This window comes from Pedobacter suwonensis (assembly GCF_900111825.1).
GTDB classification, from domain to species: domain Bacteria; phylum Bacteroidota; class Bacteroidia; order Sphingobacteriales; family Sphingobacteriaceae; genus Pedobacter; species Pedobacter suwonensis.
The window spans coordinates 588,948-614,530 of the sequence record NZ_FOJM01000001.1 but is presented as its reverse complement, the minus strand read 5'-3'; the positions used below and the strand labels follow the sequence as shown (position 1 = coordinate 614,530).

Here is a 25,583-nt window from a genome sequence, read left to right as displayed (position 1 = left end):
AAAAAAAATAAAAAACATGAAAAAAATAATATACCTGCCAGGGGTGGTACTGTTGCTGAGTATGGCCGCCGCAAAGGCAAATGAAAAGATGATGGTGGTAACGCTGCAAACAGACACGCTGAAAAAGGATGCCACCGATCCGGTCTGCAAAATGAAAGTAAAAGCGGGCCATACCAGAACAGCCATATATCAAAAAACGGTGTACGGATTTTGCTCGGAAGGCTGCAAAAATAAATTTGTAGCAGAACCCAAAAAATATATCGGAAAATAAAATAACGTGAATTATGGGTCTTAATTTTACCTACAGGAATGAACGTTTGGCTAAGCCAAAGCAGAAAATCTTCGTTCTCTGCATCACCGGCCTAACAAATTTTTCGGGAAGCACAGTCAAAGCCCATTCCCTGCCTTTAATAGAAAAATTTTCAGCCGGCGTTTTATTAATGGGTTATCTACCGTTTTCATTTGCATTAATGAGCTCGGCAGTGCCTCGGTTTTGTTTCTTTTTGACGTCAAAAAGAAAGAAGCCTGTCCGGCCAGGACAAAAAGAATGCTCAATTAATATAAAAACACAGCTTTTAGTAACACAAATAATCTTTGAGATCCATAATTCACATTAAAATAATGAAAAAAATATTTGTCATCACCCTTGGTATGATCCTGTTTTCCCTTAACCTCAGGGCGCAGGATAACTTTGATCAATGGCCGGCATCGGGGCATTTTCATGCCATCATTTCACAGACCTTTCATCCGGCAGCAGCAGGAAACTGCGATCCGGTAAAGAAGCGTGCTGATGAGCTCCCGGAAAGTGCAATATTGTTGCACAAATGCGTCATACCGGCCGAATTTTCGGGGCCTGGAATCATCCCCGCTATCCATCAGCGCGGCCTGGAAAGCGCAACGCCGGATAAACTCATTAAGCGTAAGGTTGAGGGTAAATTGATTTTAGCTGGGCTAAACAGGTGCATGACTGTTTCCATACCATTGTAGGGATTTGTAGCGACAAAAAAGATTAAATGAAAAGAATAGTGATTACAGGCTTATGTTTTTTAGCCTTAACAGTTGGGGTAAGTGCCCAGCAAAAAACAAAGGTAAAAAAGGATACCGTGAGCGCTGCACCAGATACATCGGCAAAGGTACTCGATGAAGTCAGGGTCAGCTCGCGTTATTACCGCAGGTATAACCTCAACAAATCTTCAGCTGCGCTGAAGCTGAGTACCCCGCTGTTGCAGCTGCCGCAGAACATTCAGGAGATTGATCAGCGCCTCATTGAAGACCAGCAGGCCATCACCATTAATGAAAGCGTAACGCGAAACGTGAGCGGGGCACTGCGAAACAACAACGCAGACCTGTACAACTCTTCGGTATTTATGCGCGGGGCGCAGATTACCCCGATGCGTAACGGCCTGGACCTATCCATGATCTATGCAGGGCCCAGCGCTGAGGATGCAGCCATTATTGGCCGCGTAGAATTTATTAAAGGTCCATCGAGTTATATCAATGGTTTATTCGACCCTGCCGGATCTTATAACGTGCTCACTAAGCAGCCTACCGGTACCGGGAACCGTGAGGTAAGTTTTACTACGGGAAGCTTTAACCTGTACCGCCTCAGCGCAGATTTGGATGGAAATCTTGATAAAAGTGGAAAGTGGCAGTACCGTTTAAATGCTGCCGGACAAAAGTCCAGGTCCTTCCAGAAATATAATTTCAATGATAAGGTGGTGGTAAATCCGGTCATCAGGTACAATATAAACGATCATTCTTATGTTTCTGCTGAGTATCTTTTCCAGGACCAGCGTTACCAGCAGTATTTTGCCACCGTATTCGCCCCCAATGGATTTGCAAGTTTGCCGGCAGATTTTACCATAAACGATCCGAATAAGGCGCCATTTAAATCCATCGAGCACAATGGCTTTTTAAGCTACCACCATTCTTTTAACAAAAACTGGCACCTCACAATCAATACTGCCTATGCCAGGGACCACCTGGAAGGTACTTACTTCTTTGTTTCGCGTTACAATGCGGCCCAGCCCAACCTGATTATGCGCAGGGCAACTTACGAGCGCTTGAATACCGGTGTACTGGCCATCCAGCCCTACATCAGTGGTGAATTTTCTACCGGTAGTGTCCGCCACCAGTTGCTGGGCGGGGTAGATGTTAACCGTAAAAAGTTCATTTCTTATTCCGGATCTGGCGATCCGACCGCCAACCAGACCCTTTATCCGCTTGATGCAAACCATCCCGTTTACGGCATTTCTTTTGATGCCAACGTGAGAGCGGGCTCATTATCAGCTATCGCGACCGATCAGCAATCCATCTCTTATCAGGCTGCTTATGTGCAGGACGAACTTGGGCTGTTTGAAAATAAATTAAGGGTGACTTTGGGAGCAAGGCTAACTTTTAGTAAAACCGGCGTACAAAAAAGCCCGACAAAAACCAGTTTGGGCGAGACTAACAATACTGCCTTTACGCCAAAATTGGGATTGAGCTATTCGCTGAGGTCTGATTTTTCGGTATATGCACTATATGATCAGACCTTTACCCCGCAGAGCGGCGTAAATACCAGCAGCGGCGAAGCATTTAAGCCATTAAGGGGCGAAAATATGGAAGCAGGCCTTAAAAAAGACTGGATGGGCGGAAAATGGAATACAACAGTGTCCATTTACAGGATTACCCGCGATAATGTTAAAGTGACTGATCCTTCCACCAATATCCAGACGCAGCTCGGCCAAACCACCTCAAAAGGGATAGAGTTTGACCTTAAGGGGGAGATTGTTAAAGGCCTTAATGCAGTAATCAATTATGCCTATACCGACAGTCACATTTCGAAAGATGAAAATCCGGCCAGGCTGGGACTCACCACGCCTTTTACGGTAAAGCATATCCAGAATACCTGGCTGCATTACCTGTTGCCGGTTGAGAAAGTGCGGGGCTTATCCATATCAGCAGGCTACCAGCTACAGGTGGGTAGGGCAGGCCGCTATGAACTTCAAAAACTATCCCTTGCCCCGGTGTTCAGGTTAGATGGTGGCATAGGCTGGTCGCAAGGCCACTTCAGCGTAAACGGAATGGTAAACAATATCCTGAACAGGTTTAATTACGGAAGCGCCTGGATTACACCATCTTCAGCAACCATTGGCGCCTATGCCTATGTACCTTATCCACCAAGGGAATTTAGGTTAAATATTGGCTATAAATTTTAATATTTAGGAAAGTGATGGATTGGAAGAAACGTTTAACAAAGATATCCTTTAAGCTCCACGGATGGCTAGGCCTTGCAGCAGGCATATTCTTTTTGCTTTATGGAATGAGCGGTTCGCTGCTGGTTTTCAGGCATGAGCTTGAGCGCTATTTCAATCCTGAGCTCCACCGTCTGGTCCCCGCAGCAAAAAAGCTTCCTGCCGATGAGCTTTACCGGATGGTGCTGCATAGCCATCCAAACCTTAAAAAACTCGTCCTGCACGATTTTCCAAGAGACAGGTATGACAGTTATGAGTTTATGCTTTACAAAAGGCAGCAAAAAGTATCTGATAACTACCTGTATTATGTTTTCGTAAATCCCTATAACGGAAAGATCCTCAGAGAAGGCGGTTATGATCAGTTTTCGCCATCCTTTCTGCGCTGGGTTTATACGCTTCACTATAGCCTGCAACTGGGTATTCCGGGCATGCTGATCAGCGGGATACTCGGTCTGGTGATGCTGCTATCGCTCATCACCGGCACGGTAATTTACCGCAAACATTTCTGGAAAGCCTTGCGCTTCAGGGCAGGACTGAACTTTAAAAGTTATCGAACGGGCATCTCCTCCTTGCACCGCATTATCGGCGTTTGGGCATTGCTGTTTAATATCATACTGTTTTTTACCGGCTTCTGGATGCTTAGGGAGTATTTCAGCCCTGCCATGTGGGTGCTTCCAAAGCAGCAGGCAAACTATGAAGTCCCTGCAAATATCGATCACCTGGTGGCCCTGGCCTGTAAAACTATTCCAGGCTTTGTTCCAATTGCGGTAAATATTCCAACGGTAAAAGGTACTGACATTTTATTGCGTGGCCAAATGCCCCAAACCAGCAATGTGCTGCTGAAGGGCAAGGCCAGCGGCATTACCTTCGATGCGCAGACCGGCAAAATGAAAGGTAAAAAGGTAATTGATGAGCAGGGGCTATCTGAACGGCTTGAGCATATGGCTTACGAACTTCATGCAGGTGCTTTTGGCGGTGATATCTTAAAATGGATATATGTGCTGTTTGGCCTCACACCGGGTTTCTTATCCATAAGCGGGGCACTGCTTTGGCTAAAACGAAAAAAAAAATATACCCCATGAGCGCTGTTAAAACCTCATCTGCTTTTCTCTCAGGATTAATGCCGGTTTTTTATCCTGTCCGGCTGTTCCGGCGAAGCGAAAAACCGGCCTGCCTTGGTAAAAAGCATTTCAAAAACGAAATGGTGGTATCATCTGGTTCTACGGCATCTGCCGGTGGAACTAAAAATCGGCTACCGGGCTTTTTTTTAAAGAAAGGATTGATTATTTAAGAGGTGTATAGTAAGGCAAATAAAATAGATTTTATAATTAAGCCATTCGCAGCTTCATTGGCTCATTTCAGCCAAATCGGGGGGTAATAGAAAATGTAAAAGTGGGCTAAACTTTAAGTTAGGTTTATTGGTTAGTTAATTAATAAATTTTTTAACGTGAAACGTTGGCTATACACCTGATAAAATTTGATCTGCGGCCAAAAACTTCTACTTAGCTATGAAAACTCCTTCCTTAAATCAATTGGTGAATACCATGAGCCTTATTCCCAGTTGTTTGATGATGGTTTCGCCCGGGAATACAGTAATGGTGGTCAACCATCATTTTCAGCAGTTACTTCCGGGTGCTACCGGAAGCATGATCGGAAGCGATTTTAAAAATTGCCTTGAACATATCCTTGAAGCATGGAAGGATACTAACATTACACACTTACGCGGAATGGATGAATGGTTTTTAGCTAATTATGCCATTCTCGCAAGCCAAAAAGCTAAAAATACTTTTCTTAACAGATTCAGCGGGGTAAGCTATAACACGGTTGAGGAAGATGGTGTGCTAACGGCTGTCATCATCAACTTCGGTGTTGGGGCACCGGTAAAAAATAAAATTGCTGTTTCAGATCTGGAAATGGCTTTCAAAAGCATGACTGATGATACAGATATCCTGATCAGTATTGTAGATGATTTCGGAAATATCGAATACAGGAACCCCGCCTGGGTTAGGTATATGGGAGAAGAAATACCTCAAAAAGGGAGATTTAAATGGGAAAATGCCATCCATGTTGATGATTTAAAATCTTTTCAGAAGAAACTTTACGATGCCATATCACAAAAAAGTGCATTCAGCGCCGAATTTAGAATGAAAGATTAACAGGGGAGATTCCGATGGTTGAAAATTAAAGGAACGCCAAGGCTAAACGGCCAGCAACGTTTTTTAGGGTACATTTGTACCGGAATTGAAATTAGCGAGTTAAAAAATCAAATGGCTGAGCTTGTATGGCTCAATGCAGAACTTACCCAATCGCACGCTGATCTTAAGGCAAGCAAGGAGGAGCTTCAGGCTGCTTTTGATGCAGCTGAAATGGGGAGTTGCAGCCTTGATATTAAGACGCTAAAAGCCGAAATGTCCAGAGAGTACCGTAACCATTACGGGCTCCCGTTAACGGGCGAAATCAACTGGCATATGGTTACTGATGCGGTAGAGCCACAATACAGGGAAGAAGTAAACCGTGTGCTTGCCCAGTCTGCACAGCATGGCGCACCTGTAGATAGTACTTACCCCATCCGGCATTTAATATCTGGAGAAAGAAAATGGATGCGGGTGGTAGGTAAAGTAAGAAAAAGTAAAGATGGCATACCCAAATCCATTTATGCCGTGGTAATGGATGTGAGCCGCCAGATGGAAGAGGAAAACAGAAAAAATGAATTCATATCCATGATCAGCCATGAGCTCAAAACCCCATTAACTTCAATTGGTGGCTTTACACAGATTTTGGTACATAAAGCGCTGAATGGTGCCAATGAAGACTTTGCTCCAATCTGTAGAAAAATCCAGCGTCAGCTTGGAAAAATGGCCAGGATGATTGAGGGTTTTCTGGATATATCCAGACTCGAATTCGGAAAAACTATGATCAAAAAGGCCGAATTTGATTTTGCCTTACTGTTTGAAGATTGTAAGCAGGAGTTCAACAATGAAATTCAAACCCATCACATTAACTTCAATGGAATAGGTTCAGTAATTATTGATGCAGACAGAGATAGGCTCGAAATGGTTTTACACAACTTAATCAGCAATGCAATCAAGTATTCTCCGATGGGATCAGCGATAGACGTTAGCTATCAACTTGCAGATGCAAAACTGATGGTAAGCGTAAGGGATCGGGGCATGGGCATTTTGGAGTATGAAAGAGACAAGCTTTTCAGGCGGTACTTCCGAAGTCAAAATCAAAGAATCCACACTGTGGCAGGTTTTGGTATAGGACTTTTTATCTGTGCAGAGATTTTACGGCTGCACAACGGAGAAATCGGGGCTGAAAATATACCAGGGGAACCGGGCGCAAAATTTACATTTAAAATACCTCTTTGCTGATCATGGTTAATATCATCATAAGCTATATTTTTGTTAACCCGAAACCATTAGCTCATAGTTATGGCTAAATGCGGATATCAGTTTTTTGATATCTATTAATTTTTTTATCTTCAATACATGGATGCGTTAATGAGAGATCAATTTAGACCAGTTTAGTAAAATGGTTTATTATCGCCACAAATAACGTGAAGTTTTGAAACTGTGATATATAAAGAATGAGTGAAGTTGATATTTTAGATTTATGTAGTCGGGAACCGATACATATTCCAGGCCACGTGCAGGCACATGGTTATCTTATAATCCTTGATTCTGTCGGGATAGTAAAATATTGTAGTGCAAATTTCAATGAATTGGCCAGGCAGGAGCTGGGTATCGAAATTCTCGAGCGTTACATCACCAGTATCAGCGCCGTTCTTGGTAAACCGGCTGATGATAAATTTATTGAATACATCATTAACCTGTCCTGGCATGGAAAAGAGTTTAAGCCGCACAACCCTTACGTGGTAAATATAAAGGGCCATGCTTATAATATGATTCTTTCGCTTTCAGGCGAGTATTATATTCTTGATTTCGAGCCTGAGGCGTCTGATTTATACACCGATCCGCAAAACACTGTGGGTGCAGCGCTATCGCAAATGTTGGCCGCAAAAGAACTGCAAACCATTCTCGAAAATACCGTGATCGAAATCAGAAGAGTGATCAACTATGACCGGATTATGATCTATAAGTTTCATGATGATGGCCATGGCGAGGTTATTGCTGAGGATAAGCAACCTGGTTTGGAAACCTGGCTTGGATTACACTACCCGGCATCCGATATTCCACAGCAGGCACGCGAACTCTACAAAAAAAATTATACAAGGTTGATTGCAAATGTTGATGATGTTCCCGTTCCCATATTGGCCATAAGTAATATCCCTGCCGATCTGACCAATAGTTCCATAAGGGCAGTATCACCGGTCCATATTACCTATCTTAAAAATATGGGTGTACAGTCTAGTTTTAGTGTCTCCATTATTGTAGATAACGAACTTTGGGGCCTCATCGCCTGCCATAACTATTCACCCCGTTTTATAAATTTCAGGCAAAGGGAAACGGCTAAACTGATCGGTCAGGTATTAAGTTCAGGTGTAGGCCTTAGAAACCAGGAAAAAATTCATCAGGATCATTTAACCTTACAATCTGTTGTGATGGAGGTTGCCAGGAGTTTATTAAAAAATAATAAAATTCCGGATGTCATTTCCGATTGCGGTCAGGGAATAATAGCTGCATGCAAAGCATCTGGTATTGCTTTATATTTTGAAGGAGCGCTGTATTTATTTGGCGAAGTTCCGGATGATCAGGATATTCTTAGCTTGGTTGAAGAACTAAACGCGCGCAACGACGGTTTAATCGTATCGCAGCGCCTGCTTGAGGAGCTGCCCCAAGCGCAGTTAAACAGCGGTAAATTTGCCGGTTTGTTAGCCTGCAAACTAACAGAGAATATAAAAGACTGCGTTTTATTATTTAGAAAGGAAGTTTCCCTTACCGTAAAATGGGCAGGCGACCCTGCCAAAATTATCCGTTTTGACAGTAATGGAAACCAATATATTTCACCAAGAAACTCTTTTGATCAATGGTCACAGCAGGTTAAGGGCAATTCAGAAAAATGGTCCGAAATCGAAATACAAACATTACTGGAAATCAGAGATGAAATTAATTTCGCCATAGGGCGTAAAACCATCGAACTCCGTATCCTTAATGAAAAGCTTCGTGATGCCTATGCAGAGCTTGATACCTTTGCGCACACGGTTTCGCACGATTTAAAAACCCCCATTACAGCCATCAAAGCTTTTGCTGAATTAATTTTACGCAGGTCATCAGAGGATGAAATCAGGAAGATGTCTGGAAAGATCGTAGATAATTCTGCAAGGTTGAGCAATATGATCGGCACTGTTCTTGAATACGCCAAAGTGGGTCAGAAACTTTTGAATAAGGAAAAGGTAGATATGACCTCGTTGATAACCGAAATCAAAGATCAGATTTTAGTTGGCGTAGTGAATAAAAATCTACAGATCAATATCCTTCAAACACCTGATATTGATGGCGATCCCGTTCTCCTTTTTCAGGTTTTCTTAAACATTATCGAAAATGCGGTTAAATATTCGCATAAAACAGGCTTTCCTGTTGTTTCCATTGATGGAACTATTGTAGCGCATGATGTTGTTTACCGTATTACAGATAATGGTGTTGGCATTAATTCGGAAGAACAGGCCAAAGTATTTGGTCTTTTTACCAGGGTTGGTAAAATAAATGAATTTGAAGGCAATGGCGTTGGCCTGGCCACCGTAAAGAAAATTATTAACCGCCATGGGGCAACAATCAAAATTGAAAGTGAAGAAGGAAATGGAACTACTTTTGTGCTGTCATTCCCATTAGCGGGCTAGCGCGAAGGTTTCGAAATCATTAAATATTTAATTTCGTTTTGCGCTATATTATACGGGTAATCATTATGATTTAAGGTAGGCTTATGCTGTTTACACAGTAAAATTAAGCCGCAACTTTTTGTTTTTAGGTAAAAAAAATAAAAATATGAGGGCTTTATGGAAGATGTATTGCTATTAAGCGAAAAGCATGTTGTCGGCAACATCAGAAAGATCAGGGAATACAGGGCTTACACCCAGAAATATCTGGCCACAAAACTTAAAATATCGCAAAATGCTTACAGCAAAATCGAAATTGGTGATAGTAAATTAACGATTGACCGATTGTTTCATATCGCCATGATTCTGAATGTAGAGGTAGCAAATTTATTGACTTTAAATCAAAATGATTTGATCAGAATTATTGCTGATGGCAATGAGAAAACCGCAAGATGACGTTTCGTATTCCAGGGCATCGTATTTTACCCGTGTCGGGGGCAATCTGCCGTTGGCGTGATATACCTATGCTGCTTGATTAGTTTCATAATCGGAATATTGCCAGGATGTAGTCTGAAAAAAGGGTAGATCAAATCCATGATCAACCCCCTTCTAAATTAACGCGCTCAGGCTTTCGAATGATGTAGGTCTCTCATCTCCTACACCGCAATGATACGGAAAGTATCCCTTACAATCTTCATCCTGGTTTTCTGTCGTGGCCTTAAAATCCGGCAAATGCCTCATCCATAAGCATTATTCGATCATAATTTTTCAGTTCCCGGGCCAAGCAACAATTGTCAAATAGGTCCATCAGTATTGCGGGGAGAAGTGGTTCAGTGGAAATAAGGTGCTGATCAAGATTGATGACGTATGTTACCAAAGAGAAACAAATCATCCACTAATCTAGTCTTCTTTCCTAAACTCCAGCAGGTCTCCTGGCTGGCAGTCCAGGGCCTCACAGATAGATTCCAGTGTGCTGAATCGAACCGCCTTTGCTTTCCCGGTTTTAAATATAGAAAGGTTGGCAAGTGTTAAATCTACCTTTTGGGCCAGCTCATTAAGCGACATTTTCCGCCTGGCCATCATCACATCCAGATTTATTACAATCGGCATAAGCTTATACGGTTAAATCATTTTCAGCCTGTATTTCGATCCCTCTTTTAAATACTAGTGAAATAATAAATAAAATTCCTGCTAAAAATAGAAACTCATTTCCCCCAGCCAAATAGGGCGATAAATTCGGGAATATTACCCCGTCCGTTACTAAATCATTACTGTAAGCCCCGGCCATGATGGTCAGTATTCCGATAACCAGCGAAACATAACTGAGATTGATGATTAGCGCAGCCATTTTATCGCTAAAAGGATGCTCGAGATTGATTTTTAGAAAGATCTTGATAGCGATAAAAAATAGAAAAGCTTTTGCTGCCCAGCTCAAAATAAGCAACAGCATCAGCATTACATACTGAGACGGGCTATGGTCAAGCAGCGGGCTCAGATCCAAACCCTTGTAAAGATCTTTGGCAGCTAAATGACTTTCGGTAATACTGATGGTAAAAGATATTATCAGTGATCCGGTTTTGATGCATAAACCAACAAATACGATCCAGGTTAATACTTTCATAACTGAAATGAGGTTATTTACACTTGCTTTATTTTTCATATTATTTTTTAATTAAGCTAATTATGATACAAATAAAGATAAATATTTATTGATAAGCAATAAATATTTATTTTTTTTTAATAAATTAAGCATAGCTGGGAATCCAGAAAACTCACAGTAAAAAAAGTTATCCCCTGAAGAAGTCCGTTTTGGGAACTGCTGCGGTGCATGTTGATCTGAATATGATATTTGGGGTCATTACCTACCAGATCAGGTTAACCCGCTACTGGAAAAAATAGCCTTGTATTGTATCCGGGGCACTGAAGGAGATCAGTAGTGGAAAAAAATTGAAACACTCATGATATAGTTTTATGTTTTGTCTGATGGGTTTATCTTCGCGATATGAAATTATTCGCTCCTGCTTTTTTTATATTGTTTTTTGGTGCCAACATGCCTTTAAGGGCGCAGCATCTGGAACAGATGACTAAGCATTTGTATCAGCCATCTGATCTTAAGAAAGATATTAATTGGGTACAAACTACACTGGAAAGAGAACATCCAAATCTGTATTTGTACATCAGTAAGAAAAAGCTTGATTATAAGTTTGATAGTTTAAGAAAAACAATTGTTAAGCCACTTACGCCGATTGCCTTGTATGTAAAGTTATTGCATGTGATCAGCAGTATAGGTGATGGTCACCTGAAGATTGAGCTGGATCATGCGAAACTGACGCCTCAGGATATTGCCATCTTGAAAAAACCATTATTACAACATCCCATTTATCAGTTCGATTACTTTGTTACGGGGAACAGGTTGTTTATCGCCAAAAATATATCAGCCGATCCTGCCATTTTAAAGGGTACGGAGATTTTGAGCATCAATCATGTTTCCGCTGCAAGGCTGATTGATAGCTTGAACCGCTACATCACTGCAGATGGTTACAATACTACTTTCAAAAAATATCTGATGAACCATAGTGGTTTATTTGCAGAGCGTTACCGCTTTTTGTTTCCTGAACAGAAGGGACTCGACATTTTGCTGGAATCATCAGGAAATCGCTGGGAAATTAAGTTGGAGGCACAGCAGAAAAAGGCCTTTGATAGTATTGGTGTTGCGATGCTGCCGAGTGCGGAGTATAGACGGTTAACGGTTGACAGCAATATTGCCTATATCAAACTACGCCATTTTAATATTGGACCAGAATATGGGGGTTATCAGGATATTTTTGCAGACATACAAAAGCGTAAGTTAAAGACGCTGGTCATCGATTTGAGGGGAAATCCGGGCGGGAATTTAGTTTGGCCGGCGAGGTTTTATAGTCACCTGATTGATTCACCTAAATATTTCTACAGGCTGCCTGAAGAAATAAAAAAGCAGAAACAGCTGTATAATAATCAAAAAATACGGGTTTGGGTGGATAAAATGTCAAAGTCAGCCTTCGAGTTGATCACGCTTCATCCATTTACATTTAAGGGTAAAATATATGTATTGATTGACGGTGGCACTTTTTCGGCTGGCAGTTTACTCGCTGCGAATTTAAAAGCCCTGAAAAATGTAACATTTGTTGGTGAAGAAACAGGTGGCAGTAAAAATGTATGGACGGCTTTGACGCTCAAAAGCCTTAGCCTGCCTACGAGTAAGCTGTTGCTCCGTTATGGAACGCTTCCCGCTTTTTTTGGTGACATTACCCGTATTGACGGCAGAGGTCTGATGCCGGATGTTGAGATTACTTACCAGATTGAAGATAAGCTGGCCGCTAGAGATTTGGAATTGGATTGGGTGTTGAAGGATATGGATAAAAACATCAGCGGGCGATAGGTTGAAACGTGATCCACATTTCTAAACCGGGCGGTATATGCTGATAAATTTTTCATGTTTTAAATATCCAAAAAAGGTTTCTGTTATTTGCCTTTCCGGAAGACTACCTGGATTCTTTCGTGATTAAGGCAAAATTGCTAATGATTTTCTTCCTGCATCCGGTATCCCTCTTCCAGCCTTATGATCCGAATGCTACCTTGGGTTCAATTAACTGAATAAGCCTGCATCTGCATTTCGGCTAAACTTTCCGTTTCGGTTAAATATTTCCCCGATTCTGTTTACTCCGTGGCCGCCGGTTGATGCAACTTTGTCCTTATAAAATCAGAACAATGAAAATCGTATTAACAGGTTCTTTAGGGAACATCGGAAAACCACTCACTACATTACTGGTAACTGCCGGACACCAGGTTACGGTAATCAGCAGCAAAGAAGAAAGAACTGCTGAAATTAAGAAATTGGGTGCCAGTGCAGCCATCGGAAGCATTCAGGATGCGGAATTTTTAACGGAGACATTCAAAGGGGCCGATGCGGTCTATCTGATGGAAGCCTGGGAAGGCATCGGAAGCATTTTCGATCAGGAGATCGATTTTTTGGCAGAATTTAAGAAAATTGCCCATCAGTACGTTAAGGTCGTTCAGGATTCAGGAATTAAAAAAGTCATCCATTTAAGCAGTATTGGGGCGCATTCGGCGGCCGGAACCGGCAGCCTCCTGGTTCATCACCATGTGGAGCAGATTTTACAGACGCTTCCGGAAGCGGTTTTCATCAAGTTCATGCGTCCGGTCGGATTCTTCAGCAACATCTACCGTTGGCTGCCGACGATACAGTTGCAGGGGAAAATCATTCAAAGCTACGGCGGCGGACGAAAGGAACCGTGGGTTTCGCCCTATGATATCGCAGCCACGATTGCAGACGAGATGGAAAAGCCCTTCCGCGGAAGAACGGTCCACTATATTGCCAGCGATGAGGTGTATCCTGATGAAATTGCCGCCGCACTGGGACAATCCATTGGCAGGGATTTGAAGTGGGAAATCATCCCCGCTGAACAATTGCTGGATCAGATGCTTTCTGCCGGCATTAACGAATGGATTGCCAAAGGGCTGGTGGCTATGCAGCAGGCCCAGGGAGACGGCAGCTTATATGAAGATTTTTATGCACACCAGCCGGAATTCGGACAGGTGAAATTAAAGGATTTCGCCAAGGAATTCGCCGGGGTATTTAACAAAAAATAAAATAATTGGTTATGAAAAGAGCATTGATTACAGGCGCCAACAAAGGTGTAGGACTTGAAACCGCCAGACAGCTTTTAGAGAACGGTTATTTTGTCTTCATCGGAAGCCGGAATATGGAAAACGGGGAATCGGCGGTACGGCAGTTTCAGAAAGAGGGCTTTGAAAATATAAAAGCGGTGCAGTTGGATGTCACCGACCTGAATTCGGTGGAAGAAGCAAGAGCAGAGATCGGAAAGCAAACGGAGGTTCTGGATGTGCTCATCAACAATGCGGGCATTAACGGCGGGATGCCGCAGGCTGCCCTGGAAGCACCGGTTGAAGCTTTCGATAAGGTGATGGATACCAATCTGTACGGCGTGATCAGGGCAACCCAGGCATTTATGGACCTTCTCCGGAAATCAGCGGCACCCAGAATTGTGAATGTTTCCTCCAGCGGCTGTTCCCTCACACTGCATTCTGATCCGGACTGGATGTATTACAGCCACAAGGCAGCTGTTTATACCGCTTCAAAGGCAGCCATGAACATGTATACCATCAACCTGGCCTATGAGCTCAGGGATACCGCCTTCAGGGTAAATGCCGTTTGCCCGGGCTTCGTGGCAACGGATTTCAATAACCACCGCGGTACCGGAACGGCAGCGCAGGGAGGTAAACGGATTGCCCGATACGCCATGATCGGAGCGGAGGGGCCTTCCGGAAAATTCATTAGTGAAGAATATAATCCTGAAAACGGAGAGACCCCCTGGTAATTAATTCGCTATTTTTGAGACACCAACCCCAGAAATGAAATCATCTTCCGGCTGCGGGTTTTAAATTTTAAAAGATGAAAAACAAAACCCACAACCTGCATAACTTCCGTTCACTGTCCGAGTTCCATAAAATGTTCGGGTTACCGAAGCCCGAACATCCGCTGGTGAGTTTTATCCGGCTGGAAGACATGAGCTTGCCCGATGAGGCCTTACCGGATTACCTGGTGCTGGATTTTTATAAAATCGCCTACAAGGATACGATGGGAAGGGCCAGGTACGGCCAGCACCATTACGATTTTGGCGAGGGCGGACTGGTGTTCACCGCTCCCGGCCAGCGCTTTGAAAAACCTGTTGCCAATAAAGGAAAAGGATGCCTTATTTTACTCCATCCCGATTTTTTCCTTTCCTATCCTCTGGCAAAGAAAATCAGGCAGTACGGGTTTTTCTCTTACGCGGCAGATGAAGCGCTGCACGTTTCGGAAAAAGAAAAAAGAACCCTGTTTTCGGTCTTCGATATTATTGATGAGGAACTTCAGGCAAGGACCGATGATTTCAGCCAGGAGGTGGTGATCTCGCAGATCGAACTGCTCCTCAATTACAGCAGCCGCTATTACAAGCGGCAGTTTATGACGGATAAGGCAGCGAATGACCACCTGATCGGAAAGTTTGAGAAGGTGCTGGATTTTTATTTCCGGGATGAAGCGCAGTTGGAGAACGGTTTGCCTTCCGTACAGCACGTAGCCGACCGGTTAAACGTCTCGGCCGGTTACCTGAGTGATATGCTTCGTTCCTTAACAGGCCTTAATACCCAGCAGCACATTCACCTCCGTTTTATCGAAACGGCAAAAGAGATTTTGTCCACCACTGATCTTTCGGTCTCGGAAATCGCCTACCGGATGGGATTCGAATATCCGCAGTCCTTCACCAGACTGTTCAAAAGCAAAACCGGCCGGACGCCTCTGGAATTCAGGCAGGCTTTTAATTGAAATCAAATATCGTATTAAAGAAAGATATAGCTGCGATCAGCACCCAGGCAGTTCAGCTAAGAAGTTGCAAAGAGCTTCCCATTGGAAAAACCTATAGAGGTTTATTAAAGTAAAGCTTTTTTAAAAGGATCTGTAAGTGGACTAAATCTGTTGAATAATTTTGCACAACCTGCTCATTAACATCTTATTGAGCCTTACCTGGTAAATTTCAGGAAAAAGTCTTTCTACTATGTCCGGGGTGACTCCGCTCTGCGATTTATTCCTTAAATGAATGCGACTTTAGCACTGGCCGTCCATGCAGCTAAACCGCTGCCCTCATGGCTGTACAGGATTGCCAAAACTTTTCTGCTATTGGGATGTTAAGCGGTAGATCGCATAACAATGAGGTGGTTACGGATAGGCAACAGCATGTACTGCAGCATCAGCGAGGGGCTTGCCGTTTCCATCGCATGGCAAAGCAAAACTTTATATTTTTAGCACGCATTTATGGTTACTCTTTTCTTAAACCTCTTCTTCGCCTTTAGTACAGTTACTAATCCTTTAAACCTTGTTGATCAGACTGTTAAGCCTGTAACAGCTGCAACGGCGCCGCCCCGTTTTGAAGGGACCTGGAAATATGTTGTGATGGATGAGCAGGGGGTGCCCGAATCGCAGTTTACGCTGACTTTACACCAGGAGGAGAACCGGGTAAAAGGACAATACTGCGCCATTACCCAAAGTGGGGGGAAAACGGATTGCGAACCCGATGTAGTCTATAATCTGCAGGGAACGATCCAAAAAGGAAAACTGATCGGGAGATTTTACAGCTTTTTTGGTATGCCAAAAGACAAAGGAAGTTTTGAACTTTCTTTTTTGCCGGGGCAGCGTTTACAGTGGAAAGTGACCCATCCAACCAAAAGCGTATACTACGCACCTGAACATTGTGTTTTGAAACCGGTGAAGCAACCTTAAGTTTCTATTTTTAAAATTTGAAACTTATTAACGATTCTTTGGATTTAATAAACTGATTGCCAGTTTAATGGCTTTTTGCCTGATGATTTGTTAATACTTTATGCCGTGCAGCAGGCAAACAAAACCTCACTGCCAGGGTTTGCTATGGTAAAATCATCATACTATGAGTAAAATGACACAAATATCTGATATTGAAAAATTCATTGAAAAATTTGAACCATCCAAATTTAAACGCCTGGCCAGGGGTATAGAGGTTCGCGGAATAAAAGATCTGAACAAAAGCATTGTGTATGCCAATGAAGTGATTGAAAAGCTGAAGCTAAAACTTTCAGTTGCGCACAGCGCAGAAATGGCCATGTACGGCAGTTTCGAAGTGGTGTACCAGAATGCCGGTTAAAAATGGATTTTAGGGTTTTTAGCCTGATCAGTACCAGGAAAACGTTTGTCGTGAAATGGACAGGCGTTTTTCGTTTTTAATGGAAAAGGAGTGAAAACCATCCCGACCGGTTAAAACCACCGGCTTGTTTTTACTGTTGTAGAAACATGGAAACACCGGTACCCGGATTTTTGATCTATCCTGATTTTATCAGCGAAGCGCTGGAACAACAACTAATAGCTGAAATAGATGCGCAACCCTGGATGGTGGATTACGCCAGGCGGCTGCAGTACTATGGTTTCCGCAATGAGCTGGAAGCACCCTACGCGCTTATTGGCATTCCGCTGCCCATCCCGCCCGCCATTAGCGAAGTTGCGCGGAAAATATTGACCGAAAAAAATCTGGAGCATGCTCCAGATCAGGTGATCATTAACGAATACCAGCCGGGTGAAGGCATCAGACCCCATAAAGACCGCAATTATTATGAAAACCAGATCTGTGGCCTCAACCTGGCAAGCGGCTGCATTATGCGCTTTACCAAGGTAAAAGACGGGGAGGTGGTTGATATCGAAATACCAGCAAGATCGCTGTACATCATGCAGGATGATGCCCGTAAAAAATGGAACCATGGCATTCCGCCAAGAAAAAAAGACCTGATAAATGGCGTGATCAGACACCGGGGGCGAAGGCTATCCATTACCTACCGCAAGGTAAAGCCATCAAAGGTGCAAAAGATCAACCCGGAGGGCAGGGTGGCCGCTATCCTGCGCGAAAAATTTAAGGTGACGATTGCCGGAGGCTAGATTTACCCTATACCTACCCGCAACTGCTTTGGCTGAACATTGGATAAGGCAATGAATTTTTTGATGGCCCTCAGGAGCATTAAACTATATTAAATCCACATCAAATTCATGTTGCCAGGGCCCGCCCAGGTAAGAAAAAACCTGAATGGCCTCAATGCCCACGTTAAAACTTTCGAAATTGCTGTTCAGCGCATCAAAGAGGAGCCTGGCCGTTTCAGGGCTTACCTTGTTCTGGATGGTAACATGTGGCCGGTAACCCTGCCTGTCCTGAGCGCTGAGCACTGCGTAAAAGTGTTTGGCAAGTAGCTGGTGCAACTGTTTTATTTCAGCACACTCCACCTGGTAGGCCACCCCGCGCCCCAGTTTCATCAGCCCCGTTGCTTTGGCTACGAAACGGGGGAACCGGAAGGCTTTAAGAAAGGATCTGGTTTCTTCGGTGTTGGGCAGATGGTGAAATACCATCAGGTGTGCATTTAGAAAATTCCGTTCCGGCGGAAAATAAGCCCTGCGTTTGCCATCAAAAAATGCCTGGCTTTTTTCATCCATTTTTAGGGTTACAATTAAGGGATTGCTCATGTATGATCGGGTAATGAATAAAGGTAACACCCTCAGGCATCAATGCATTTTACTTTTTTTTAGTTGTAAATGTAAACGGGCGATGGTTTGGCCTTAAAACAACAGCTGAACAAAAAGGTGTACAGGATTGTTTGTTTAAATGAAAAGCCTGATGCCGTTTGATAAACTTTTTGTGCCGTTTGGATGTTAAAGTTAGCAAACAGCATAACAATGCAGTTATGAATAAATTTAGCTTAATGGCCCTTACCACTCATACCCCATACCCTGAACAAACATGGGCACCGGATAACCACTATTACCGGCATCATTTTCTGGAAAGCATCCCTGCGTGCAATGAAGGCGACCGGGATATGACATTTATTGTACGGGACGGCACGGATTTATTGCTTTTTGCACAGTCGGCAGCGCGCTTTTGGAAATCTGCAGGTAACTGTCCTACGCTTTTAAAGGAACGGTGCGTACCCGAAATGGGAACTGTTTTGCCACATTTAATTATGTGCCCGGATAAGAAACGGAAGGTAATTTTGGAACCAAAAAATAGCTATACTTTCTGCGATATATCTGCTGGCTGGCATTAAACAACAGGTAAGTTACTAAGCAAACCGCTTTAGCCGGTTACTATTTTTATAAAATTAAAGTTTTGGGTGTTTGTATTAATTGATGATGGTAGAATCCTTTAACTGGAAAAACATATTTCTTAAAGATCTTGATTTTGGCATTGCGCTGGAAATTGGCATGCGTACGGTGATTATGTTTGCCCTGGTGCTGATCTTCCTGAGATCTACAGGTAAAAAAGGCGTGCGTCAGCTCAGCATTTTTGAGGTGGCCATTATTATTGCATTGGGTAGCGCTGCCGGCGACCCAATGTTGAGCGGCGAATCGGCCATTTTACCATCTGTGCTGGTATTTCTGGTGATTTTACTGGTTTACAGGGTCATTACCTTTTTTGCTGCCAAATACCAGAAAGTGGAAAATATACTGGAGGGCGTACCGATGTATATTATTGAAAATGGCAGGTTTACCATGAATGAGCAGGGAGATGCCAATTTTGCACAGGATGAATTTTTTGCAGAAATGCGGGTACAGGGCATTGAACATGTTGGCCAGGTGAGGACGGCAGTGCTTGAAACCAATGGTCAGGTGAGTTTTCTTTTTTTTGAAGATGAGGATGTGAAACCAGGCCTGCCCATCTACCCCAAGGTATACCAAAAGAAAACCAATAAAATAACAGCGACCGGACTTTATGCCTGCACCCACTGCGCTGAAGTGTTGCGGTTAACACAACAGGAGGCTTGCAGCCGCTGCCAAAAAGAAGAGTGGGTGGCCGCCATTAGCGATAAGCGTGTGAAATAGGTAATTTGTTTGGCGCTTGCCAAAGTTGCATTTTCAGTGTATGGCTTAAAGCAGAAAAAATAAATTGTACGAAAATGTATTGACAGGATAAACTAAATGAAAAAGGTTAACCTTGAGCTTATATTGCCGCTTTTTGTGTATAGTTGGGCCTATCCATATCTCCTGGAAGGAAGCTGAAAACCACACCAATGTATACAGGCGCTAAAAGTACATAGTTAATTATAGTTTTGCAAAAGATGGTGTGCGGATCAGCAGGGAAGAACCGGGCATGCGGAAGGACTGAATACCTGGCTTGGAGAATAGAGAAAAGAGCAATAGGCCTGACGGCTATTTTTACCTTCGGCAAAAAGACTACATCAAACAGCGGTAAAATCTGAATCAAGTAATATACATGATGCTGTTTTTGGAGCATTAGCGGTAATCAATCTTTTTAATCTTTTGATATAAATAATATAAGGCTAACATGATAAAAACATTAAAACTGATAATGGCTTTGGCCCTGATGAGCGTTGGTGTTAAGTCCCAGCCTTTTTTGCTTAAATCGGGCACGGGAGCCAAGCCCTTTTTGATGAACATTTATTATGGCACGGGCGGAAAGGGCGCTTATGTAAAATACCTTGGGCAGCAGGGCGTAATTCCCCTTCTGCTAAAAAGCCGGAAGACACAGGGAGAAGCCCCGGCAGTACAGCTTACTTATGTTTGGGATGAAGTATTGGACGGAAAAGTGACCGGAACCTACCAGTTAAGTGAGCAGTCCAATCAAGTTTCAGCTGCATTGTACATACGCAATAAAGACCAGAAGCGATTTAAACTGGAGCAGGTGAAGAACCCGGAAGCGGATGCGGAAAAAGCAGGTTACCTGTTGCATGGCACGCTCATTTCTTTTTCGAAAGGGATGGATGACCGGTTAACGTTCCGCTATCCGGATAAACTTACAAAAACAGCACGGTTACCCGGTTTTGACAGTCCGGACCCACAACGTAAAGGAACTATAGCCGATTATAATTTTGACGGTTATGACGATGTGGCATTTTCCATTCCGGATGCCGGGATGGGGGTATACCGTACCTTTACCATTTATTTGTACAACCCGGTATCAAAGCGTTTTGAGCAACTTGCTGAACCTCAGGATCCGCGCGCTAAATGTACCGGATTTTGTGATGTGACCTTAGATCAGAAAAATAAACGGTTTATTACCGCCTGCAGGGGTGGGGCAAGCTGGTGGACTAATGTATATCAATATCAATCCCGAAATCGACTCGTTTGGCTAAGCTCCCGAAAAGCAGCAAACTAAACAGCTGTTGATTAGCGGCCATCTCGCCAGGGCAAACCGGTTAGGGCCTGTACTGGACTCCCTGGTTTAAAAGGTTAAAAAAAAGCCCGATCAGGATATACCCCGGCAACATGGAATGAGGCTTAATTTTTTCAGGCCGGCCCGGAAATAAAAACCGGGCCATCGTACGAGGGTGAGGGCAAGCGGATGGTTGAGGAGGTTTAATTTACTTCATCAGCTGATTTATGATCTGGGATCCGGTTTTTATTCAAATCATCTATAAATAGCTGATAAACAGTTTAAAAATCCATTATTTATAAAGCGATCAGTTAGCTAAAGCAATTTGTTCTAATTCCAGTACCTTTCTGAACATAGGGTCGTTTTTTAACAAAAAGTTTTTCCCGAATATATCTTTGCTTATTGTTCTTAGATACAGGCTCTCAATGGGATAGGATACAGGGTATTCTACATGGTTCTGGAAAACATCCTCAAGCTTTTTGATGCCGGTAAAATCGACCTGTGGTTCTACCCTGAAAATAAATTTGCTGTAGGGCAGCATTTTGATGAGTACATCGGCCTGCAGTCCGCCCAACAGATCTGGTGTTTCGCCAATGCTGATCAATTGTTTGGTATTTTGCGCCAAACTGGAAAGATTACTGGCCGAAGAGTAAATAAATTTATCCTGGAGGATATAAATCTTTCCGCTAAAGGGAAACCTGGCAAGATCTGGCGTTACAAAATTAAAAGATTGTTTGATGAAATACATTTCCTGCGATTTGAATTGAGGTACGCCGGGATTAAAGGTTTTGTTATTGCTGTTGATGACGGAATCGCGGTTGAGGTGATATTTTTTCCGGGTTTCGGAACTGAAGTTCCGGCCGACCACAACGTCCTTCTTCAAGGTATCGCTCAGCAGTTTCTTTAAAAAGACATTATAGGTTTGGTCTGAGCCGCCGCCGTTGCCCCTGATATCGATGACCACGCTGTTTACGTGGTGCCGGGCAAAAATAGCCTCCATGCGCCGTTTAATCGTATCGCCCAGTTCCGTACGCATGGCCGGGAGTTTGGCATAAAATATACCTTCCTGTTCAAAGTAATGGGTTACCACGGTATCGGTCTGGCTGAAATAACCATAGTGGTTTAGCTTTTTGGCCCGGTAGGTTACGGAGTCGTTTTTGTGGATGTTCAGCTGATGCCGCCTGCATTGCTGATCCACAAAAGTCATTCTTAAAGTATCCTGCTTATAGATTTCGGCCGGCCAGTAGAAATTTTCGTCATAAACCCGGTTATTTACCCTATCCCAGCGCAACGGAGCGTAAAGTTGGGTAAGGTTGGCCACAAACTTATGGATATTTTTGCCGTTGCAGCGAATCAGTTTCATGCCGGCAGGGTAGGCTTTACCTTTGTAGCTGAACGGCATTAAATTATAGTACGATCCTGAAGTGTAGATCAGGTTAAGATCGGCCTTTGAATAAAAACTTTCTTTGAGGTATTTGACGTACTTATACATATTTTGAGTGGATGCACTATCAAAGGATACAAGGCCGCCCGGGATCCAGTATTTCTTTGCAATATCCAGCAGGACCGTATTCAGCTGGCTTGTATGCCCGTCTTGTGCGGCATTAAGTGTCTTTTTGATGATATGTAAATATGCTTCCATAGTGGTTTTTGGACCGATCTGTTTTCTTAAGCGGGCGGCGTGCCGGCTGAAATCGATTCCCCTCACTTCTTTGTTAAAACAGATAACCGGACTTACCTGTTTGATATAGGAAACCAGCGTATCGTGCTCGGCGCGCATTTGCTGCTCCCTTAACTGCGGTAAAGCATCAGAAGATGGAGCGGGGTTTGGGTATTGCTTTTGTTTTAAAGCACAGGAAGTAGCCAGACAAAGGGCCAGCAGGATGAACAGGTATCGCATATCAGATGATTTTCCACAAAGGAAAAGCATTAACGGCAAAAGAAATTGTAAAAATCATTCACCTTGCTTTTCCTGGTAAATCCAGGTAAGGGATTGTTGCTGTACAGATACCATATTCAGCAGTTTCTTGGGCGAATAACCGGTAAAAGTTTTAAAATCTCTTATAAAATGCGCCTGATCGTAGTAATGGTGACGTAGCGCAACCGTTGTAAGCGGATTTGGTGCGGTGGTCAGGTCGTGTAATGCCTGCCTGAACCGAATGGTTTTGAGGTATTTCTGTGGGTTTTGACCCAAACCGGTTTTAAAAAGCCTGAAGAGTGTGGTATCGCTGACTCCAAGTTTTTGACAGAGCATTTCTACACTTATATTTTGGCGATGTGGCTGCGCAAGCGACAAATGGTAAAGGGCTTCGCTGATTTTTGCAATGCGGTGTTCTTCCAGCTGATGCAATAACAAAGCTTCAAGCCGCCGGGCTTGCCTGGCAGGATCGGTTTCGCCGAACAGCTGTTCAAGAAAATAGGGCTCTTTGGGTTGAAAAAGTTGTTCAAATACCTGGCCGGCATGGTCAATTTCATCAAAGTTGAGCCGGGTAAAGGCTTTTAAGGCAGCTGGATGGAAAATCACACAGATCTGATCCAGTTCCTGTTGGATATCTACCCGGAAAGGCATGTGATGAAAGCCATAGATGCGGCTGGTAAATTCCTCCCGGCCTGCCCGGATAACACAATGGTTTAGTTTTTCGTGACGCTGGTGGTTGACCTGGTTGTGCCGGTAAATGGCCAGGCACAAATTGTTATTGGGAAAAGTAGTATACTGAACAGGTAGCTCATCTTTTTTACGGAGGAATAAAAAATATTCTACATACTGCTTTAATACCGGGTTTTCGGGTTTTAGGATGGTGGTTTTGAGCAGGCTTTTCTCCATATTTTTGCTGGCATTCGGTATAAATCGTGCGCGAAGCAGATTTAAGGAGCTAAATTATGGATTAAAACTGAATACGAAGTAAAGATATGCTGCAGTACTACGTGAATAGCCATCCTGTTTCTTCTATTAATAAACGGCAGCAGGCTTTACGGTTTTACAGCGCCGGGTTTTGGCTTTCGTAAATAAATTGAAAGCACAAACACGGCAAATCCAAAAAGCCAGGTTGAAAAGAGTACCATAAAAAAGATTGGCCGGATAGCAGGATGAAAAAACTGAGGCTGGTAAAACAACCGGTTTAAAATTTTGACTTTCTCAACCAGTCCGTTTCGGTTAAAATTGTTCCTGATCTGGTATAGCTGTTCCCGATCTCCATCCCTGAAACGGAATACATCCCGGGTAAGTGTTACCGGATTGATGGAAGATTCGACCTGATATCTTTTTAACAACAAGTCTAGTTTTTGAAAAGCATGAAGTAAAGAATCCTGTGGTAATTGATAAAGGAGCTGGTAGCGGTTTATGGCGCTTTGCCGCTGCTGTATTGCAATACCTTCGCCCTCAACCGGGCTGATTAATGTTTTGTTTTCGAGAAAGACACAGATGCTGTCGTCAAACCTCGGGTTGACCGCGGCCCCTCTGAATACGATTTCGGTACTATCCTTGCGCACGGTTTTGGATAGGATTCTTTTCTGGAATCCCTGCTGATCGAGACCCGGCAACTCAACGGGAATGTTGGTGGCGCTTTTTAGTTTATTGTAAGCTGAGGTAAGCATTTTCAAAGTATCGATGCTGTAGTAGGCCGATTCCAGGCTGTAATATGCTTTGTTTGCCGGATCATAAAAAACAGTATCCCTCACTTCAATTACCGGGTAGGGCTTAGGATACAAAATATTGGTTACATTGAACAAGGTTTCTGAATTGTAGTGCGAGCCAGGGTATAAAAAGGGATTTAAGACGTTTAACAGCCTTTTATCTGCATTGAAAGTTTTTGCCGGTAACTCCTGTTTAAGTTTAGCGTTCATGCCAAAGTTATAACTCATGAAGAAGCTTAAGGATAAAAACACGATGAACAGCAGTATAGCCCCGATTTTGATCAGATTTAGTCCGCTATACCTTTCTCTGGCATGATTCCGGATCAGCAGAATGAGCACAGTCAATAAAAATAAACCGCTGATAAAAAAGTGTGAAATGGATACATCATCGTAAAACTTGAAACGGTAAAATTCCGTGTAAATGTAGATCTTACCGATCCCCACAAACCTAAAATAACCGTAAATAAAATAGGCGAGGTGTATGAAGCCCAGCACGATAATCGATTTGATAAAAAATAACTTCAATGTTTTGTTGATCATGATATTGAAATGATTCTTTTGAAATAACACTTTTTCCGGCAATGGTAACTAACAATTCAGTTGATTAAATGTTACAGATGAACAGAAAAATAATTAAATCTATAGGTCATTATTGGTTAAACCCATTTAACATTAGGCAGTATGAGTTACGATATTTCCCTTTACCGGATTGAAACCAAAGCAAAACAGCAGGCCATACCTGATGAAGGCTTTTTTGAAAACACTGAAAATCTGGTTCCCTTTACAGCAGCGCAGTTTGACGCGTTGAAAGAAAGATTATTGAGCTATGGCTATATGCTATCGGATGAAAACAGTTATGGATTGCATTTTAATCATCCGGACGAAGATTACGGAACGGCTTTATTAACCAAAGCAGCGGTTTACTTTACCGCGGGCTGGAGTAAAGATTCGATTTTCGAAGTTGGCATGACCGTTTCGGAATTTACAGACTCTGGTGAATATGCAAAATACGATGTGCAGCAGGGTGAATGGGAAACCTGGGAATAACCGGGGTGGGTAAATACAGGAGGTGAAATTGCTCGGTATTTTAGCATATCGTTAATGCACAAACTTAAATCTATTGCAACACCAATGGCACCGGATTAAGAATCTTTTGCGCTTTTGGCCGCATTTTCTAGAAATTATAAATTGTATTACCATCCC

General features: G+C 43.1%; 26 protein-coding genes. 20 read left to right on the top strand and 6 right to left on the bottom strand.

The features are described 5' to 3' along the window. The first annotated feature begins 16 nt into the window (after positions 1–16). The 9 genes from BM107_RS02510 (at position 17) to BM107_RS02470 (ending at position 9,468) form a co-directional block, all read left to right on the top strand. On the top strand, positions 17–271 hold the full coding sequence (locus BM107_RS02510; RefSeq protein ID WP_090979902.1) for a YHS domain-containing protein: 255 nt from the start codon (positions 17–19) through the stop codon (positions 269–271). Between the two features lie 350 nt (positions 272–621). Then, positions 622–987, top strand: coding sequence for a hypothetical protein (locus tag BM107_RS02505; protein ID WP_090979900.1), 366 nt, complete (start codon positions 622–624; stop codon positions 985–987). Positions 988–1,013: 26 nt separating this feature from the next. Further along, on the top strand, positions 1,014–3,200 hold the full coding sequence (locus BM107_RS02500) for a TonB-dependent siderophore receptor (RefSeq protein WP_090979898.1): 2,187 nt from the start codon (positions 1,014–1,016) through the stop codon (positions 3,198–3,200). 14 nt (positions 3,201–3,214) lie between these two features. Further along, a complete protein-coding gene (locus BM107_RS02495) occupies positions 3,215–4,318 on the top strand; it encodes a PepSY-associated TM helix domain-containing protein (RefSeq protein WP_090979895.1) in 1,104 nt (367 codons plus the stop codon). Further along, positions 4,315–4,527: a hypothetical protein gene (locus BM107_RS02490; protein WP_090979893.1), complete on the top strand. Its 213-nt coding sequence runs from the start codon at positions 4,315–4,317 to the stop codon at positions 4,525–4,527. Before BM107_RS02495 ends, BM107_RS02490 begins: the two co-directional genes overlap by 4 nt. A gap of 217 nt (positions 4,528–4,744) precedes the next feature. After that, positions 4,745–5,392 carry a PAS domain-containing protein gene (locus BM107_RS02485; RefSeq protein WP_090979891.1) on the top strand — a complete coding sequence of 216 codons (648 nt, stop codon included), beginning with the start codon at positions 4,745–4,747 and terminating at the stop codon, positions 5,390–5,392. A gap of 111 nt (positions 5,393–5,503) precedes the next feature. Next, complete coding sequence (locus tag BM107_RS02480; protein ID WP_139222258.1) at positions 5,504–6,610, top strand: sensor histidine kinase; 1,107 nt, start codon at positions 5,504–5,506, stop codon at positions 6,608–6,610. 215 nt (positions 6,611–6,825) lie between these two features. Continuing rightward, on the top strand, positions 6,826–9,036 hold the full coding sequence (locus tag BM107_RS02475) for an ATP-binding protein (protein ID WP_090979887.1): 2,211 nt from the start codon (positions 6,826–6,828) through the stop codon (positions 9,034–9,036). Positions 9,037–9,192: 156 nt separating this feature from the next. Beyond that, positions 9,193–9,468 (top strand): helix-turn-helix domain-containing protein, encoded by a 276-nt coding sequence (locus BM107_RS02470; RefSeq protein ID WP_090979885.1) that lies wholly within the window; start codon positions 9,193–9,195, stop codon positions 9,466–9,468. Between the two features lie 444 nt (positions 9,469–9,912). On the opposite strand, the gene BM107_RS02465 is transcribed toward BM107_RS02470, so the two are convergent. Both BM107_RS02465 and BM107_RS02460 read right to left on the bottom strand, forming a co-directional pair. Then, the gene (locus BM107_RS02465; protein WP_090979883.1) at positions 9,913–10,122 is read right to left on the bottom strand and encodes a helix-turn-helix domain-containing protein; all 210 of its coding nucleotides are present in this window, start codon (positions 10,120–10,122) and stop codon (positions 9,913–9,915) included. A 4-nt stretch (positions 10,123–10,126) separates the two neighbouring features. Further along, on the bottom strand, positions 10,127–10,672 hold the full coding sequence (locus BM107_RS02460) for a DUF2975 domain-containing protein (protein WP_090979881.1): 546 nt from the start codon (positions 10,670–10,672) through the stop codon (positions 10,127–10,129). Positions 10,673–11,014: 342 nt separating this feature from the next. Between BM107_RS02460 and BM107_RS02455 the strand changes: the two genes are divergently transcribed. The 7 genes from BM107_RS02455 (at position 11,015) to BM107_RS02425 (ending at position 17,527) form a co-directional block, all read left to right on the top strand. Then, positions 11,015–12,430 carry a S41 family peptidase gene (locus BM107_RS02455; protein ID WP_090979879.1) on the top strand — a complete coding sequence of 472 codons (1,416 nt, stop codon included), beginning with the start codon at positions 11,015–11,017 and terminating at the stop codon, positions 12,428–12,430. Positions 12,431–12,759: 329 nt separating this feature from the next. After that, positions 12,760–13,662, top strand: coding sequence for an NmrA family NAD(P)-binding protein (locus BM107_RS02450; protein ID WP_090979877.1), 903 nt, complete (start codon positions 12,760–12,762; stop codon positions 13,660–13,662). A gap of 11 nt (positions 13,663–13,673) precedes the next feature. After that, positions 13,674–14,411, top strand: a complete 738-nt coding sequence (locus BM107_RS02445) for an SDR family oxidoreductase (RefSeq protein WP_090979875.1) — start codon at positions 13,674–13,676, stop codon at positions 14,409–14,411. Positions 14,412–14,485: 74 nt separating this feature from the next. Continuing rightward, positions 14,486–15,397, top strand: a complete 912-nt coding sequence (locus BM107_RS02440) for a helix-turn-helix domain-containing protein (RefSeq protein WP_090979873.1) — start codon at positions 14,486–14,488, stop codon at positions 15,395–15,397. Positions 15,398–15,883: 486 nt separating this feature from the next. After that, positions 15,884–16,348: a hypothetical protein gene (locus tag BM107_RS02435; RefSeq protein WP_090979871.1), complete on the top strand. Its 465-nt coding sequence runs from the start codon at positions 15,884–15,886 to the stop codon at positions 16,346–16,348. A gap of 172 nt (positions 16,349–16,520) precedes the next feature. Further along, on the top strand, positions 16,521–16,745 hold the full coding sequence (locus BM107_RS02430) for a hypothetical protein (RefSeq protein WP_244278707.1): 225 nt from the start codon (positions 16,521–16,523) through the stop codon (positions 16,743–16,745). Between the two features lie 146 nt (positions 16,746–16,891). Next, a complete protein-coding gene (locus BM107_RS02425; protein ID WP_090979868.1) occupies positions 16,892–17,527 on the top strand; it encodes an alpha-ketoglutarate-dependent dioxygenase AlkB in 636 nt (211 codons plus the stop codon). A gap of 84 nt (positions 17,528–17,611) precedes the next feature. On the opposite strand, the gene BM107_RS02420 is transcribed toward BM107_RS02425, so the two are convergent. Next, positions 17,612–18,103 carry a 2'-5' RNA ligase family protein gene (locus BM107_RS02420; protein WP_090979866.1) on the bottom strand — a complete coding sequence of 164 codons (492 nt, stop codon included), beginning with the start codon at positions 18,101–18,103 and terminating at the stop codon, positions 17,612–17,614. 218 nt (positions 18,104–18,321) lie between these two features. Between BM107_RS02420 and BM107_RS02415 the strand changes: the two genes are divergently transcribed. From BM107_RS02415 to BM107_RS02400, 3 genes are all read left to right on the top strand, one after another. After that, entirely contained in the window at positions 18,322–18,681 is a 360-nt protein-coding gene (locus BM107_RS02415; protein ID WP_090979864.1) for a hypothetical protein, read from the top strand. A gap of 82 nt (positions 18,682–18,763) precedes the next feature. Next, positions 18,764–19,456, top strand: coding sequence for a DUF421 domain-containing protein (locus tag BM107_RS02410; protein WP_244278706.1), 693 nt, complete (start codon positions 18,764–18,766; stop codon positions 19,454–19,456). Positions 19,457–19,919: 463 nt separating this feature from the next. Beyond that, positions 19,920–20,750 (top strand): XAC2610-related protein, encoded by an 831-nt coding sequence (locus BM107_RS02400; RefSeq protein ID WP_090979860.1) that lies wholly within the window; start codon positions 19,920–19,922, stop codon positions 20,748–20,750. Between the two features lie 304 nt (positions 20,751–21,054). Here the strand turns inward: BM107_RS02400 and BM107_RS02395 are convergent, their stop codons facing one another. From BM107_RS02395 to BM107_RS02385, 3 genes are all read right to left on the bottom strand, one after another. After that, entirely contained in the window at positions 21,055–22,647 is a 1,593-nt protein-coding gene (locus BM107_RS02395) for a S41 family peptidase (RefSeq protein ID WP_159435183.1), read from the bottom strand. A 54-nt stretch (positions 22,648–22,701) separates the two neighbouring features. Beyond that, entirely contained in the window at positions 22,702–23,571 is an 870-nt protein-coding gene (locus BM107_RS02390) for a helix-turn-helix domain-containing protein (protein ID WP_090979856.1), read from the bottom strand. A 146-nt stretch (positions 23,572–23,717) separates the two neighbouring features. Beyond that, positions 23,718–24,920 (bottom strand): hypothetical protein, encoded by a 1,203-nt coding sequence (locus BM107_RS02385; protein ID WP_208864312.1) that lies wholly within the window; start codon positions 24,918–24,920, stop codon positions 23,718–23,720. 141 nt (positions 24,921–25,061) lie between these two features. Here BM107_RS02385 and BM107_RS02380 point away from each other — a divergent pair, with 141 nt between their 5' ends. Beyond that, a complete protein-coding gene (locus BM107_RS02380; RefSeq protein WP_090979854.1) occupies positions 25,062–25,427 on the top strand; it encodes a hypothetical protein in 366 nt (121 codons plus the stop codon). Positions 25,428–25,583: the final 156 nt, after the last annotated feature.